The following is a 15,917-nucleotide window of genomic DNA, read 5'->3' as shown; positions in this document are numbered from 1 at the left end:
GGGAATTTTTATCTTATCAATAGAGGATTTTTATATCCCTGTATTGGAAGAATTATGCGTTGTTTGCATGAGGATTTCGTTATTTGTGCTTAGATAAAACAGAGAGTTATTACAATATTTTTCAATTTGAGAAAATTATAAGCGGATTTTGAATGATATTATAGCCATGATTGTATAAGGGCTATGCAGTCTTTGTTACTAATTATACGGTGATTATGAAGAGAATACTTGTTTTGACTGCCGCCCTTCTTCCTGTTTTTGCCCAACCCGCTTTTGCCCGTATCGGTGTTGGTCGCGTTGTAAAAATGACCCGTGATGGTTTGAAATCGCCGCTTCAAAAAGCGGCTGAACGAGGAGATGCCAAAGCGCAATATGCTTTGGGTAATGCCTATTCCAAAGGCCAAGATGTTTCCAAAAGTGACGAACAAGCTGTCTCTTGGTATCAGAAATCTGCCAGCCAAGGCTATGCACCGGCTCAGGCGGCCTTGGGATATGCTTATTCCTCTGGATTGGGTGTGCCCCATGATGATCAACAGGCGGTTTCTTTTTTCCAAAAAGCGGCCAATCAGGGTAATGCTTCGGCTCAATATAATTTAGGCATGGCCTATTCAAATGGTCAGGGTGTGCCTCATAGTGATGAAGAGGCCGCTTCTTGGTATCAGAGAGCGGCACATCAGGGTTATGCCCCTGCTGAATTTAATTTAGGTGCCGCCTATTATCACGGCGAAGGGGTCGTTCAGGATTACGGTCAGGCCGTCTTTTGGTATCAAAAAGCAGCTGAACAGGGCGATGCCAAGGCGCAAACGGCGTTAGGTGTTGCCTATATTACAGGTCGGGGCGTGACGAAAAGTAGAGATAATGCGCTGATTTGGATTCAGAAAGCCGCCGATCAGGGGGATGTGACGGCTCAAAAAATTCTACCTGCTTTGAAGAAATAAATTTTTCTGAAAGGCTTTTTTGAGAAAAGGCTGGGGTGGCTTCTTATGGGGCTGCCCTGCTTTTATTGATATCGGAGATTGGGGGCAGGCATCATTTCCGAATGATCTTTTTTATCACGGATGGCTTTCAGGGGGAGCGCTATCTGTGGTTGTTATTCCTTTTGAATAGACGGTTATTGTGAAAAAAATTCTGCTTTTATCTGTTTTGTTATCGTCTTCTGTCACGCCTTCTATGGCTGCCCCAGAAAAACCGCATGTTGTTGAATCGGATCAGATCCCGCTTAAACAGGCAGCCGAAGCGGGTGATATCGCGGCACAATCCAATTTAGGTTTGGCTTATTATGTCGGAGCTGCCGTGCCTAAAGACGCCGCGATGGCAGCTTTCTGGTTTGAAAAAGCTGCAAGTAAAGGTTTTTCAGCGGCGCAATATAATCTGGCCGGTCTTTATGCCACCGGAGAGGGGGTTGCTCAGAGCGATAAGCAGGCGGCCTTTTGGTATGAGAAAGCGGCCGAACAGGGCATTGATGAGGCAGAATATAATCTTGCCCTTGCTTATGAACAGGGGAAGGGCGTTGAGCAGAATTATGAGCGGGCGCTTTTCTGGCTGAAAAAAGCGGCGGATCAAAATTTTTTCAAGGCAGAGACGCATTTAGGCTTGGCTTATCAGGCGGGGATTATGCTGCCTCGTGATGATAAAAAAGCGGTGGCGCTTTTCATGAAAGCGGATCGTCAGGTCTATTATGCTGAAGCGCAAATGGCACTGGGTAATGCCTATCGTCGGGGTGCCGGTGTAAAACAGGACGATCAAAAAGCGGTTTCATATTATCAAAAAGCGGCGGATCAAGGTGATGGTGAAGCGCTAACCGCTTTAGGCGTTTTTTATATGACGGGACGCGGCGTGCCGCAGAATTATGAGCGCGGTTTGGATTGTTTTCGTAAAGCTGCTGATAAAGATGTCAGCGCAGCCGAGGATAATTTGGGTAATGCCTATCGTCATGGTTATGGCGTGCCGAAAGATGATGAAAAAGCGGTTTATTGGTATCAAAAGGCAGCCGATAAAGGCGATGCCGAGGCAGAATATAATTTAGGTTTAGCCTATCGAAAAGGCGAAGGTATCTCGCAAGATGATGCAAAGGCAGCCTTTTGGTATAAGAAAGCGGCCGATCAAGGGCATGTAAAAGCGCAATTGAATATGGGCTTTGCCTATTATCAAGCTAGGGGTGTGGCGCAAGACTATGCGCGTGGCATTTTTCTCTATCGCAAAGCCGCAGAGCAAGGCGATAGTAAGGCTGAATATAATCTCGCTATCGCTTATTATAATGGTGTGGGTGAGCCGAAAGATCTTGCCCAGTCGATCTATTGGTTCCAGAGAGCCGCCAGTCATGGGGAAATGAGCGCCCAATATAATCTTGGAGCTTTCTATATGAGAGGCGAAGGCGTGCCGAAAGATAGGAATGAAGCCATTTTCTGGCTGGAAAAGGCGGCCGCTCAAGGGGATGTCGAGGCGCAGTCAACCTTGCATAATTTGGATCACTATCCCCTTTAAGGGCTTTCCTCTGTGCGGGTATTAAGGATTGAAACGGCTTTTGTTTCTTTCGACAAAGCTGTTTAATATTGGCTAAAACCTCTTAAATAGGTTCAAGGAAAAGAAGTTCAGCTTTTTTGAGAGGATGGGCGGTTGTTATGAGAAAATTCCTGTTTTTTACGGCCGTTTTTTTGCCTTTTGTTGCTAATCCGGTGCAAGCCCAGACGGCTAAATCGACGAAAGTGGTAGCCGGAAAAACGGCTCTGTCTTTGGAACAGAAGGCCAGAGCCGGTAACCCGAAGGCGCAAACGGATTTGGGCACGGCTTATTATAACGGCCAAGGCATGGCGCAGGACTATAAGCAGGCTATTTCCTGGTATCAGAAGGCGGCTAACCAAGGTTATCCGCTTGCCCAATATTATTTGGGTAATGCTTGTCTGCAGGGCATTGGTTTGACCCAAAGTGATGAGCAGGCCGTTTCATGGTATCAAAAGGCGGCCAATCAGGGTTTGGCTGAGGCTCAATATAGTTTGGCTATCGCCTATTATACTGGGCGCGGTGTGACGCAGAATTATGGGCAGGCTTCTTTCTGGTTTCAGCGTTCTGCCAATCAAGGCTTTGTTCCTGCCCAATTTTATCTTGGTGTTATGTATCGGAATGGAGCGGGCATACCAGAGGATCATGACCGCGCTTTATTCTGGTTTCATAAGGCCGCCGATAAAGGCTATGCCGATGCCCAATATAATTTGGGGCTGATTTATCACGAGGGCAAAGTCGTCAAAAAAGACGAGAAACAGGCGACCTTCTGGTATCAGCAAGCCGCTAATCAGGGACTTGTCGAGGCTGAATTCAATTTGGGTATCGCCTATTTGAAAGGCCAAGGGGTGCAGAAAGATAAGGATAAAGCGACTTTCTGGCTCGAAAAAGCGGCAGATAAAGGCGACAGCCATGCCCAAGATGTATTGGAAATGATGAATAAATAGATTTGAGAGTCTGTTTGACGATTGAATAACGGGTATGGGCGATGAGCTTATGCCCGTTTTTGTTGGTTATGCTTGTTTCTGGAGAGACATTGAAGCGGATAGGGCGTTTAACAAATTGAAAAATAAAGGAATATTGCCGTAGCTTATTTTATACATATCTTTTTATAAATTATACGGCGATTATGAAGAAAAGAATTATTCTGTTAGGGCTGCTTTTGTCTGTCGGCGGCCAGATTGTTTATTCGCAGGTGCGTAAAACGCCGTCCATTTTTTCCCAAAAAAAACTGTATGAATTAAAACAGGCTGCCGATCAGGGCGATACCGAGGCAGAAGCTGCCTTGGGAGAGGCCTTTGATTTTGGAAAAATAACGCCGCAGGATTACCAAAAGGCTTTTTTCTGGTATCAAAAAGCGGCCGATCAAGCTGTCGCTGAGGCTCAATATAATTTAGGCGGGCTTTATTATAAGGGGGCAGGAAGGCCTAAAGATGGGGAAAAAGCTGTCTATTGGTACCGAAAGGCGGCGGATCAAGGCTATATAGACGCGCAACGGAATTTAGCTCTTTTATATGCTAAAGGGGAGCTGGTGCCGCAGAGCGATGAGCAGGCTGTTTATTGGTATCAAAAAGCCGCCGATCAAGGCAATGCTGAGGCTCAAAGGGCTTTGGGATCGGCTTATGCTTTGGGAAAGGGCATGCCAAGAAATAAAGAAAAAGCGCTTTTCTGGATTGGGAAAGCCGCTGACCAAGGGGATGCTGAAGCGCAAAAGTTACTGGCGATGTTGGTGCGATAATCTGACAAGGATTCTGTTTGTCTTAATATTCATGTGATTTTGAGAATAACGCGTTTTAAAATGAGGGAATAGAGGGCGGTTTTGGCCTTCTTTTATCGTGGGGTTTGATGTTTTTTGTTCCTTTAGTGGTTTTGTCCCTGTCTGTTTCGCCTTTAACGATGCAAGCGGATAAGGAACGCTATGACCGTGAGATGATCTCTTCTTTGGAAGTACGGGCGAAGGCCGGTAACCGTTTGGCAGAAGAGGTTCTGGGCGAGGCTTATGCGCATGGCAGAGGGCGGCCGCAGGATGATGAAAAGGCTGTTTACTGGTATCAGAAGGCGGCCGATAAAGGCATGAAGGAATCCCAGTATAATTTGGGGGATGCCTATCTTCATGGGCGAGGTGTCGGGGTAGATTATGAAAAAGCCGCCTTTTGGTATCGGAAAGCGGCTGATCAGAATTTTATACAAGCGCAATATAATCTCGGGCTTTTATACGTCAAAGGCCAAGGTCTGCCAAAAAGTGATGAGCATGCAGCCTTTTGGTGGCAGAAGGCTGCAGATCAAGGCTATGCCGATGCTCAATTAAATTTAGGTAAGGCTTATTATTTGGGTCAGGGTGTTGTGCAAGATAAAGGGATTGCACGATTCTGGATTCAGCAGGCGGCTGATAAGGGTAATGCCAAGGCTAAGGAGGCTTTACAAATATTGTCTCATTAGTTTGTGTTCTATTTGATAGGTTTTTATGGGCTGGGCGAGATATCGTCCGGCCTTTTTTGTGAAGTAACTGTGTTAATGTTCGGGTTTATAGAAAAAGATTGGAATGATGAATTTATTAGGGTGTCGGTACAAGTTTTAATGTAATTATGTTTATTGATGCCGTAGAATAATTATTCTGTTCTTTTATAAATAATGTGGTTTTCATGAAAAGAATATTATTGGTAGCGGCCTTTTTTCCTTTGTTTGTTAAGCCTGTTCAAGCGGCGGGGGTGGCGCAGACAAGTCAAGTGTCCCGTGGCAGTGCTATCATTGAACTTCAAAAAAAGGCTGAAGCAGGTGATGCCGCTGCTCAATTCGTTTTAGGTTTAGCTTATCAAAAAGGAGCGGGAATTGCGCAGGATTATGAGAAGGCGGTGTTTTGGTGGCAGAAGGCAGCTGATCAAGATAATGTCTCGGCTCAACGTAAGTTAGGTGTCGCTTATATTTCGGGTCAAGGTATCTCACAAGATTATGAGAAGGCCGTATTTTGGTTTGACAAGGCTGCCGATCAAAACGATGCTTCGGCTCAATATTATTTAGGCCTTTTGTATGATCAAGGGGCAGGCGTCCCAAAAGATAAAGTAAAAGCGATATTTTGGTATCAGAAGGCTGCTGAACAAGGTGATGCTGCTGCTCAATCTAATTTAGGTAATGCTTATCGTGATGGTATGGGCGTTGCGCAGGATTATGAGAAGGCAGCCTTTTGGTGGCAGAAGGCCGCTGATCAAGGCAATGTTGATGCTCAATTTTATCTAGGTGGTGCTTATTATTTTGGTTATGGAGTTGCGCGAGATTATGAGAAGGCGATGTTCTGGTCGCAGAAGGCAGCTGATCAAGGACTTGCCGCTGCTCAATATTTTTTAGGTAATGCTTATTATAATGGAGCCGGTGTTGCGCAGGATTATGGGAAATCGGTGTTTTGGTATCAGAAGGCAGCTGATCAAGGACTTGCCGCTGCTCAATATTTTTTAGGTAATGCTTATCATGATGGAGCGGGAATTGCGCAGGACTATGGGAAGGCGGTATTTTGGTATCAGAAGGCAGCTGATCAAGAACTTGCCGATGCTCAATTGAGTTTAGGTTTGGCTTATGATTTGGGTCAGGGAATTGCGCAGGACTATGAGAAGGCAGTATTTTGGTATCAGAAGGCAGCTGATCAAGGCAATGTTGATGCTCAATTTTATCTAGGTAGTGCTTATTATTTTGGTCAAGGAGTTGCGCAGGACTATGAGAAAACGATGTTTTGGTGGCAGAAGGCTGCTGAACAAGGCAATCCCAAGTCTCAATTTGGTTTAGGTAATGCTTATTATAATGGAGAGGGAGTTGCGCGGGATTATGAGAAGGCGGTGTTTTGGTATCAGAAAGCTGCTGATCAAGGCTATGCTGATGCTCAATATAATTTGGGTGATGCTTATTATCAAGGTCAGGGTGCTGCGCAGGATTATGGGAAGGCAGTATTTTGGTGGCGGAAGGCAGCTGATCAAGGACTTGCCGCTGCTCAATATGCTTTAGGTTTAGCTTATTACAACGGAGCAGGAATTGCGCAGGATTATGGGAAGGCGGTGTTTTGGTATCAGAAAGCTGCCAATAAAGGCTATGCCGACGCTCAATTAAATTTGGGTGTAGCTTATCTGAAAGGTCAAGGTGTTGTGCAAGATAAAGGGGTTGCGCGATTCTGGATTCAGAAAGCGGCGGATAAAGGTAATGAAGCGGCTAAGGAGGCTTTACAAATATTGTCTCATTAGTTTGTGTTCTATTTGATAGGTTTTTATGGGCTGGGCGAGGTGTCGTCCAGCCTTTTTTGTGAAGTAACTGTGTTAATGTTCGGGTTTATAGAAAAAGATTGGAATGATGAATTTATTAGGGTGTCGGTACAAGTTTTAATGTAATTATGTTTATTGATGCCGTAGAATAATTATTCTGTTCTTTTATAAATAATGTGGTTTTCATGAAAAGAATATTATTGGTAGCAGTATTTTTTCCTTTGTTTGTTGAGCCTGTTCAAGCGGCGGGGGTGGCGCGGACAAGTCAAGTGTCCCGTGGCAGTGCTATCATTGAACTTCAGAAAAAAGCTGAAGCGGGTGATGCTGCTGCCCAATTCGTTTTCGGTTTTGCTTATTCTCAAGGTAAGGGAGTTGCGCGGGATTATGAGAAGGCGGTGTTTTGGTGGCAGAAGGCAGCTGATCAAGGCAATGCCAAGGCTCAATATGCTTTAGGTGTCGCTTATGCTAATGGTATGGGCGTTGCGCAGGATTATGAGAAGGCGGTGTTTTGGTATCAAAAGGCTGCTGATCAAGGACATGCCGCTGCTCAATATGATTTAGGTAGTGCGTATTATCAAGGTGCGGGTGTTCCGCAGGGTTATGAGAAAGCGGTGTTTTGGTATCAGAAGGCTGCCAATCAAGGCGATGCCGACGCTCAATATAATTTAGGTGTCGCTTATTATTTTGGTCAGGGTGTTGTGCAAGATAAAGGGATTGCGCGATTCTGGTTTCAGCAGGCGGCTGATAAGGGTGAGGCCAAGGCTAAAGAGAATTTGCAAAAATTGTTTTATTAGTTTTGTTCTATTTGATAGGTTTTTATGGGCTGGGCGAGGTGTCGTCCGGCCTTTTTCGTTAGGATAGGATGAAGGGCGTTTTTCTTTTATCTTATTATCGGAGTAGAATGCGTTTTCTGGTTGATGAGGATTCTGGGGCGGGGGCGGTGATCCCGCCCGTTAGACCCCAACAGCCTTTAGAAGATGGGTGACCAAGGGGCGATAGCCGTCCCCGAATAATCTGAGATGAATTAAAGCTGGCCATAATTTATAGATAGGCAATCTTTCTTTATAGCCCGGGGTTAAGGGGTGGTAGGTTTCATAGGCTTCGTAAAAAGAGCCGCTGGCGCGATCGAAGAGATTAATCATCGCAATATCGACTTCGGCATCACCATAATAGCAGCAAGGATCAATCAAGCCTGAAATTCGGCCATCATCGACCAAGATATTACCATCCCATAAATCACCATGCAGTAAAACCGCAGGCGGGGTCATCGGAAGCCTTTGCGGTAAATCTTCAATCAGTTCTTCCAGTCTATCGACCAGATCGGCCGAGATATGTTCGAGATGGGGGCGGAGGCGATATTCACCCCAGAAATCCGGCCAGCTTCTCATCCATTTATTGACCATCGGGATACCGCCGATGCCGTAATCTTTTGGCCAGCCATAAAGCGCGCCTTCGGTGCTGTGAAGTAGGGCAATGACTTTGCCGAGGTCATCCCAAGCATGATGCAGCACGTCCCGATTGCGAAGCCATTCCATTACCAGCAAATTTTCATTGGTGGCGTAAACCATGGGTGCCGGTGCGCCGCTTTGGCTGATTGCGGCGAGCATGGCGGCTTCTATCTCGGGGAAGGGGCTGTTTTTAGCGACGGCATGGCTACCATCTTCCAGCCACAAACGCGTGACTTGAGAAATGTCGCCCCCATGCAATCGTTCTTCCGTGACCAATGGTTTGCCAATTAAAAAGGCGGCTTCATTTGCGACAGAGGCAGAGGATTGGTCATTCATGGGATTACCTTCGCAACAGCGATTCTTGAGATATCAAATAGTTAGGTCTCTTTTTAGCCTTTAGATCAAGCTTTATTCCGGTTTTCGATGTAATCAAGCAAGGCTTTTGCGCCGGTTGAGACATCTTGCCATGTTTTTTCAAAGTCATCTGCCCCGCCATGATAAGGGTCAGCTACCGATTTGCCTTCTTTCCCCGCGACGTAATCCAGCAGAAGATTGAGTTTGGCCTTGCCATCTTTGGGCTGCATTCTTTTGAGATTGGCGAGGTTTTTACCGTCCATCGCAATGATGTAATCGAAGAGATGAAAATCCTGTTTCGAGACCTGCCGCGCTCTTAAATCACTGATATCAAGGCCGTGGTTGCGGGCGGCGGCTTGGGCGCGTTTATCCGGTGCGCGGCCAATATGCCAATCGCCCGTTCCTGCGGAATCCGTTTTAACCTTGAAGCCGTTTTGCTGGGCGAGATCGCGAAAAGCCCCTTCTGCCAAGGGGGAACGGCAAATATTGCCGAGGCAGACAAAAAGCACGGTCGGGGTCGAGGTCATCGGGTTTAGGACTCCTGCAAAAAAAGGCTTTGTTTCGGATCGGATAAAAGGATTAAACGGATTCATCCATCGTTATGTTTAATTTTAGATTTTTTATCCCTGAATAGCGAGGGGTATACATCACTGTTTTTTGGGAAAAAACGGCGGTGAAATTCCTATTTTTCTGTAGCGCTTTGTGAAGCTTTTCTGGGATATTTGGCTTTTTGCCTTGTTCTTTATCGTATTTTTTGGGTTTTTACCGGAAAATGCTCTGATGCTATATCGGTTTTGTGCTTTTTCCCGACTTTTCGGGCTTTGTTCCGAAATATCGGGAAAATCGGTTGGAAATCAGGAAAAAAGTGATAGCGTCTTCTGCCATGACTAACGCGACTTCTCAAAATGAAAATCTTTCGCCTCTCGCTGTTGTGCGGGCGAAAATCGAAAAAGCGGCAAAAATTGCCGGTCGGAATCCTGACGATATCGAGTTGATTGCGATTTCCAAATTGCATCCAGCGGAAGCGGCTCTGCCCTTGATTGCCGAAGGTCAACGCGTTTTCGGTGAAAACCGCGTTCAGGAAGCCTTGGGGAAATGGCCGCCTTTGATTAAGGCGCATCCCGATATCCGGTTGCATTGTGTCGGCCAGCTTCAATCTAACAAGGCCAAAACCGCAGTCGAATTATTCGATGCGATCCATTCGGTAGATCGGCCTTCTTTGATTGAGGCTTTGGGGCGCGCGATGGAAAGCACCGAGAAAAAACCGGAATGTTTTATTCAGGTCAATATTGGTGAAGAAGACCAGAAGGGTGGCTGTGATATTGCCGACACCAAGGCTATTTTACAGCAATGCCGTGATGCCGGATTGCCGGTTATCGGGTTGATGTCGGTGCCGCCTTTGGAAGTTGATCCCGCCCCTTATTTCGCTCTGACCGTGAAAATGGCGCATGATCTTGCTTTGCCTGCGGTGTCGATCGGGATGTCGGCTGATTATGAATTAGCGATTACCCTTGGTGCGACCCATATCCGTGTGGGCACCGCCTTATTCGGTCATCGGGAATAGTGTTGAAAGGCGGGGGAATGAGCGAAGCGGCTATTCTGATCGAAGGGTTATCCAAAGTCTATCAGGGCGGGAAACAAGCCGTCACTGATCTTAACCTGAGGATACCGCGTGGTTCCATTTATGGTTTGTTGGGCCCGAATGGTGCCGGAAAATCAACAACCATCAATGTTCTGGCAGGTCTTGTCAGAAAAACTGCTGGTCGGGTTTCTATCTGGGGTTTCGATATTGACCAAGACCCGTTAAATGCCCGCGCCTCTATCGGGATTGTGCCGCAGGAAATATTCTTTGATCCTTTCTTTACCCCTTTTGAAACGCTGGAAGTCTATGCCGGTCTTTTCGGGATTCCGAAGCATAAGCGCCGGACGATGGAGCTTTTGGAAGCGGTGCATTTGGAGGATAAAGCCTTTTCCCATGCCCGTTCTTTATCCGGTGGTATGAAGCGCCGTTTATTGGTCGCAAAAGCCATGGTGGCTTCGCCGCCGGTTCTGGTCTTGGATGAGCCAACGGCCGGTGTCGATATCGAATTGCGGCAACAGCTTTGGTCTTATGTCAAAAAACTGAATGACCAAGGGGTCACGATTGTTTTGACGACCCATTATCTCGAAGAAGCCGAGCAATTATGCGACCGGATCGCCATTATCAATCATGGCCATTTGGTAACGGATCAGCCGACCCGCGAGCTTTTGGACATGGCAGGCGATAAAAGCATGGATGTTGTTTTGCGCCAGCCGATGGAGGTTTTGCCTTCTGATGTCTCTGATTGGTTAGCCCGCTATCATCATGATGTTTCCGCCGAAATGGTTAATCCGACCCGCTTGCATATTCGCTATGACAAGAAGAAGATTACCGCCGGTGATATATTGACGGTCATTGAACAGGCCGGATTGGCTATTGTCGATGTGTCGACCCACGAAGCCGATCTGGAAGATGTCTTTTTGAGATTGACCAAAAATAATCCAGAGGCATCGTTAACATAGTTGGTTTTTTTCGAGCTTTGAGTTTGGGAAAAATCGGCATCAGGAATGGAGGTCTTTTGACCTTATGAGTGACAAAATTTTCGACGTCGTTATCGTCGGGTCTGGTGCGGCCGGATTAACCGCCGCCTTGCATCTGGCTGACCGTTTTGATGTGGCCGTTTTGGCCAAAGGGTCGATTTCTGACGGATCAACCGCAAAGGCACAGGGGGGTATTGCCGCCGTCTTGGATGCGGGTGATAATTTTGAAAACCATATCAAGGATACCTTTACCGCAGGGGCTGGGTTGAATCGCCGTTCCACGGTTGAATATGTGGTAGAACATGCGCCGGAAGCCATTGAGCATTTGGCTGAAATCGGTGTCCCTTTTAATCCGGGAAATCAATTCGGCGAAAGATGGCATCTGACCCGTGAAGGGGGGCATAGTCATCGCCGTATTGTCCATGTTGACGATGCGACCGGATTGGCGGTGCAGAAGGCTTTACAAAAAGCGGCACATGCCCATCCTCGTATTCGTTTAATTCCCGATATGGCAGCCATTGATCTGATATCCGGTCGCCATTGTCAGGATTCTTCCGATAGCCGCGATATTCACGGGGTCTATGCCTATAATTCCTGGAATGGAAAGGTTCAGCGCTTTTTAGGCCGTGCCACTATTTTGGCAACAGGTGGCGCGGGACAAGTTTACCAACATTCAACGGCACCAAAAGGCGCGACCGGTGATGGTATCGCGATGGCTTGGCGGGCTGGGGCGCGGGTATCTAATCTGGAATTTAACCAATTCCATCCGACTGCCCTCTATAATCCTGAAGGCACCCATTTTCTGATTACCGAAGCGATGCGCGGAGAGGGAGGACAGCTTAAAATTCCGACCGATGGTCATCGCTTTATGCCCGATTTTGATGATCGCAATGAATTGGCTCCCCGTGATATTGTCGCACGTGCCATTGACCATGAAATCAAGCGTTTAGGTCTGAATTACGTTTATCTGGATATTAGCCATCGTCCGGCTGAATTCATTGAACAGCATTTCCCGACCATTCGCGCCCATCTGTTAGAGCAGGGTATTGATATTACGACCCAGCCGATTCCGGTTGTGCCTGCGATGCATTATACCTGTGGTGGTGTGCTGACTGATATCAATGGACGGACGGATTTACCCGGCCTTTATGCCATTGGTGAGGTCGCGCAATCAGGATTGCACGGAGCCAATCGTCTCGCCAGTAATTCTTTGCTGGAATGTTTGGTTTTTGGTGAAGCCGCTGCTCGTCATATTACTGAAAATTGGGATAATCTGTCAGAGCCTCCGGCGGTTCGCCCTTGGGATGACAGTCGAGTTACCAATTCCGATGAAGAAATTGTGGTGCAACATAACTGGCATGAAATCCGGCGCGCTATGTGGGACTATGTCGGTATTGTCCGTTCCAACAAGCGGTTAATGCGCGCTCGTCATCGTCTCGATAATTTGGCGCATGAAATTGCTGATTATTACGGCAATTTCCATGTTTCGCCTGAATTGATCGAGTTGCGTAACTTGATTGATGTCGCGGGTCTGGTGGTGCGCTGTGCCTTGAGCCGTAAGGAAAGCCGTGGGCTGCATTTCAATCTGGATTATCCTGACACTTTGCCGGTTGCCGTTGATACGGTGCTGACGCCTTAATTTTTTAGAGCGTGATTTTTGAATGGGGGGGAAGATGAAAAAGACAATAATTGGCCTTTTGGCGATGGCCGCTGTTGTTCCGGCGGCGGCTGTCCCGCCACCGATTTTGGGGCAAGCGTCATGGCCGATTGAGGCCAGCCGTCTATCGGATACCGTGAAGGTTATTGCCTCTGACTATTTTGAAGGCCGTGCGCCGGGAAGTCAGGGCGAGAAAAAGACAGTTGCCTGGTTAATCAAGCAATATCAGTCTTTGGGGTTGGAGCCTGCCGGAGATAAAGGTGGGTGGACGCAAGCTGTCCCCTTGGTTCACACCCGACTGGGCAAAGCAGATCGGTTGGAGATAACCACCCAGCAAGGGAAAAGGCCGTTACAGTCGGATAAAGATATTTATCTTGCCAGCTTACGGCCTGTAAACAGAATTGCCCTGAATAAAGTGCCGCTGGTTTTTGTCGGTTATGGTGTTTCTGCCCCCGAACGGGGGTGGGATGATTTTAAAGGCGTTGATCTGAAAGGCAAAATTGCTGTCTTCTTAATCAATGATCCCGATTTTTCGGCAGTATCTGGTGACGATGCTTTTGAAAAATTTGGTGGTCGTTCTATGACCTATTATGGCCGTTGGACCTATAAATTTGAAGAAGCTGCCAGAAGAGGGGCTGTTGGCGCTTTGATTATTCATGACAGTCAAGGGGCTGGTTATGGATGGGATACGGTTATCGCTCCTGCGGGTGAGGGCTATGATATTATTCGGGGAGACAAAGATAAGCCCGTAGCCTTGCAGGGATGGCTATCCCAAGCGGCGGCGCAGGATATTTTTGCAAAATCCGGTTTTGATTTGGATAGCCTGAAAAAACAGGCACGGCAAAAATCATTCCAGCCTGTATCGTTAAAAGGCAGCGTTTTTTCAGCTAGCCTGCCGGTAAGCTATCAAAATATCACCAGCTATAACGTTCTTGGCCAGATTAAAGGCGCTAAGCGACCTGACGAAACTATTATGTTTGGGGCGCATTGGGATGCCTATGGCATTGGAGCGCCCGATAGCCAAGGGCGCACTATTCGTTCTGGTGCTATTGATGATGGTGTTGGTGTCGCGGCGGTTTTGGAATTGGCACGCGTCTTTAAGGCCGAGCATCAACCTGATCGGACATTGGTTTTTGCATCATGGACGGCTGAAGAACGCGGTATTTTAGGTTCCAGCTATTATGCCGAGCATCCTTTATTCCCGTTAGATAAAACCGTTGCCAATTTTACGGTTGATGTTTTGCAAACCGCTGGCCGTTCAAAGGATGTGTTATTGATTGGTGCCGGACAAAACAGCCTTGAAAATGACTTGGCGGCTGCGGCGAAAGAAGAAAATCGGGTTGTAAAAGCCGAATTGTTACCGGAACGTGGTTTATTTTTCCGTGCTGATCATTTGCCCTTTGCTAGAAAAGGCGTGCCAGTTCTGTTGATGATGGGGATGGCCGGTGCCTATGACCTTCGAGAGGGCGGCATGGCGGCTGGAGAAAAATGGCTATCTGGGTATATGAAATGCTATCATCAGACCTGTGACCGTTGGACTGAAAATGATGATTTTGAGGGCGCGGCTGAGGATGTGAAGCTGATTTACCTGATGGGGCATCATTTGGCTTTTTCAGATCAAAAGCCGGAATGGCTGCCCAATTCAGAATTTAAAACCAAAACTGTCACTAAAGAATAAAAACGCATTCGCATCGAGGGGTGGTTATTGGCTTCAATGAGATAGCCACCTCTGCTTTTTGGGTTAGAAATTATTTTTTGTAGGCCTTTAAAAGCGCGCCTTCTATCAGACATGTTTTAAAGTTCGTTTTCTGTTGATTGAGGGCGGTCGGTGTTATTGATGGAAGCTAGGCCTTAGGTAACGTTTTTTTACGCAGCTGGCGGTTTGAGAGAAAAACAATGCGTTCCTAGGCGGTATAATCCGGTCCCAGTCGTGATTTTAGTTATATCTTTTTACAGCTTGGGCTTGCTCTCTAAGCATATCAAAAGATCTATAAAATTAGCTCTTAAAACAAAGATAAAAGCCTACACAAATCAATCATCCCCAAAAAGGATGATACCTGTCCTATTGTCATGGCGGGGTATCTTTTGGACTATTTAGGGCTGTGGTGCGGTTTGATAATGCAAGATCGTTGCTGCCGGTCTGTGGCGCCTGTTGCTGATCAATGCGTTTTTGCGATCTTCGGCAGAGGTTAAAATTTTAAACAACAGAGCTGTGGCTAAGGAAGATTATCTTCCCTGATTGCTGTTTGGTTAAAAGATGGCCTGATAGATATCATCAGGCCATCTTTAGAAAAGAAGAATTTAATGTTTTGCAAAAATCATCTTAGAAATTAGATTCCGAGTGATTAGAGACCTTGGTAATCAATGGTATCTTTCCGCCGGAGAGGGGCAAAAGAGAGCAATCCACGGCGGTAATTGAAGCGCACCGGAATAGTGGTCACGCCACTACCAATCGTTACCAAGGATTCTTGCACCCGTGGTTCATGCATCAGATGGGGCGGATTGATCGGAATACCGACACCATCTTCCGAGACCGTTACCCGATGATTGGCATCGCGGTCATGGGTCAGAATAACGGCATAAACGCCCGGTTTCGGCACCCGAATGCAGATTTTGATTGCGCCACTTTTCGGGATAATCATTTCCTGCCGCCGGAATATTTTATTTTGAGCCGATAATGTTTCTTCATCAGCCATGAAATCATCTTCATTCGGTGGATAAAGGTCGATACGCAGCAAGCCCTTCCGATCTTTCAGCCCTACCGCCTGCACGACCAAAGCAGGGCCTTTTTCATTGGGGCGGCACATGACATCTTCTTCTGAAGGAGAATTGGCAATGATGCCTTGATCGTCAGCCATGAAAGAGACGATACCCTTGGTAGAATCAACCTCGGCCATATGTTGTTTATGGCTGGATGTGCTGCCGCTGCTGTTTGGGGTTGATGCCGTTGCTTTTGATGCCGAGGGCGTGGCTGTGCCAAAAGAAGAAGAATCCGGATTATCGGAATCCAGAATTGGTTTCGGGCGGTTATCACCGGATATTGTAGAAGCGGAAGAAGAAAGAATAGGGGTTGCCGCCGATACTTTCTGTTGTGTGCTGATCCTGCCATCCACAACAGGCTGGGCAGCCAGCAAGGCCAAGAATTCCAACACGTATTTT

Annotated in this window: 15 protein-coding genes; 12 read left to right on the top strand and 3 right to left on the bottom strand. The window is 46.9% G+C overall.

The window, feature by feature from the left end:
• Positions 1–215: 215 nt before the first annotated feature.
• The 8 genes from ZMOB_RS03615 (at position 216) to ZMOB_RS03585 (ending at position 7,534) form a co-directional block, all read left to right on the top strand.
• Complete coding sequence (locus ZMOB_RS03615; protein WP_025420184.1) at positions 216–938, top strand: tetratricopeptide repeat protein; 723 nt, start codon at positions 216–218, stop codon at positions 936–938.
• A 19-nt stretch (positions 939–957) separates the two neighbouring features.
• Positions 958–1,107 (top strand): hypothetical protein, encoded by a 150-nt coding sequence (locus ZMOB_RS10195; protein WP_158306276.1) that lies wholly within the window; start codon positions 958–960, stop codon positions 1,105–1,107.
• Positions 1,108–1,116: 9 nt separating this feature from the next.
• Entirely contained in the window at positions 1,117–2,484 is a 1,368-nt protein-coding gene (locus ZMOB_RS03610; protein WP_014500662.1) for a tetratricopeptide repeat protein, read from the top strand.
• Between the two features lie 137 nt (positions 2,485–2,621).
• Positions 2,622–3,446: a tetratricopeptide repeat protein gene (locus ZMOB_RS03605; protein WP_014500661.1), complete on the top strand. Its 825-nt coding sequence runs from the start codon at positions 2,622–2,624 to the stop codon at positions 3,444–3,446.
• 182 nt (positions 3,447–3,628) lie between these two features.
• Positions 3,629–4,237 (top strand): tetratricopeptide repeat protein, encoded by a 609-nt coding sequence (locus ZMOB_RS03600; RefSeq protein ID WP_014500660.1) that lies wholly within the window; start codon positions 3,629–3,631, stop codon positions 4,235–4,237.
• 107 nt (positions 4,238–4,344) lie between these two features.
• Positions 4,345–4,938: a tetratricopeptide repeat protein gene (locus tag ZMOB_RS03595; protein WP_014500659.1), complete on the top strand. Its 594-nt coding sequence runs from the start codon at positions 4,345–4,347 to the stop codon at positions 4,936–4,938.
• 203 nt (positions 4,939–5,141) lie between these two features.
• Positions 5,142–6,722, top strand: coding sequence for an SEL1-like repeat protein (locus tag ZMOB_RS03590; protein ID WP_014500658.1), 1,581 nt, complete (start codon positions 5,142–5,144; stop codon positions 6,720–6,722).
• A 269-nt stretch (positions 6,723–6,991) separates the two neighbouring features.
• Positions 6,992–7,534 (top strand): tetratricopeptide repeat protein, encoded by a 543-nt coding sequence (locus tag ZMOB_RS03585; protein ID WP_252507312.1) that lies wholly within the window; start codon positions 6,992–6,994, stop codon positions 7,532–7,534.
• Positions 7,535–7,693: 159 nt separating this feature from the next.
• Here the strand turns inward: ZMOB_RS03585 and ZMOB_RS03580 are convergent, their stop codons facing one another.
• Together ZMOB_RS03580 and ZMOB_RS03575 are read right to left on the bottom strand one after the other, a co-directional pair.
• Positions 7,694–8,524: a fructosamine kinase family protein gene (locus ZMOB_RS03580; protein WP_011240103.1), complete on the bottom strand. Its 831-nt coding sequence runs from the start codon at positions 8,522–8,524 to the stop codon at positions 7,694–7,696.
• A 65-nt stretch (positions 8,525–8,589) separates the two neighbouring features.
• Complete coding sequence (locus tag ZMOB_RS03575; protein WP_011240104.1) at positions 8,590–9,069, bottom strand: low molecular weight protein-tyrosine-phosphatase; 480 nt, start codon at positions 9,067–9,069, stop codon at positions 8,590–8,592.
• Positions 9,070–9,407: 338 nt separating this feature from the next.
• On the opposite strand from ZMOB_RS03575, the gene ZMOB_RS03565 reads away from it, so the two are divergent.
• From ZMOB_RS03565 to ZMOB_RS03550, 4 genes are all read left to right on the top strand, one after another.
• The gene (locus tag ZMOB_RS03565) at positions 9,408–10,106 is read left to right on the top strand and encodes a YggS family pyridoxal phosphate-dependent enzyme (protein WP_011240105.1); all 699 of its coding nucleotides are present in this window, start codon (positions 9,408–9,410) and stop codon (positions 10,104–10,106) included.
• 17 nt (positions 10,107–10,123) lie between these two features.
• Positions 10,124–11,083: an ABC transporter ATP-binding protein gene (locus ZMOB_RS03560; RefSeq protein ID WP_011240106.1), complete on the top strand. Its 960-nt coding sequence runs from the start codon at positions 10,124–10,126 to the stop codon at positions 11,081–11,083.
• A gap of 64 nt (positions 11,084–11,147) precedes the next feature.
• Positions 11,148–12,740 carry an L-aspartate oxidase gene (gene nadB / locus ZMOB_RS03555; protein ID WP_011240107.1) on the top strand — a complete coding sequence of 531 codons (1,593 nt, stop codon included), beginning with the start codon at positions 11,148–11,150 and terminating at the stop codon, positions 12,738–12,740.
• A 22-nt stretch (positions 12,741–12,762) separates the two neighbouring features.
• Positions 12,763–14,436, top strand: coding sequence for a M20/M25/M40 family metallo-hydrolase (locus tag ZMOB_RS03550; protein ID WP_014500656.1), 1,674 nt, complete (start codon positions 12,763–12,765; stop codon positions 14,434–14,436).
• Positions 14,437–15,103: 667 nt separating this feature from the next.
• On the opposite strand, the gene ZMOB_RS03545 is transcribed toward ZMOB_RS03550, so the two are convergent.
• The gene (locus ZMOB_RS03545; protein WP_014500655.1) at positions 15,104–15,910 is read right to left on the bottom strand and encodes a DUF2141 domain-containing protein; all 807 of its coding nucleotides are present in this window, start codon (positions 15,908–15,910) and stop codon (positions 15,104–15,106) included.
• Positions 15,911–15,917: the final 7 nt, after the last annotated feature.

The organism is Zymomonas mobilis subsp. mobilis ATCC 10988 (genome assembly GCF_000175255.2).
GTDB classification, from domain to species: Bacteria; Pseudomonadota; Alphaproteobacteria; order Sphingomonadales; family Sphingomonadaceae; genus Zymomonas; species Zymomonas mobilis.
This window is presented reverse-complemented; position numbering and strand designations above follow the sequence as displayed.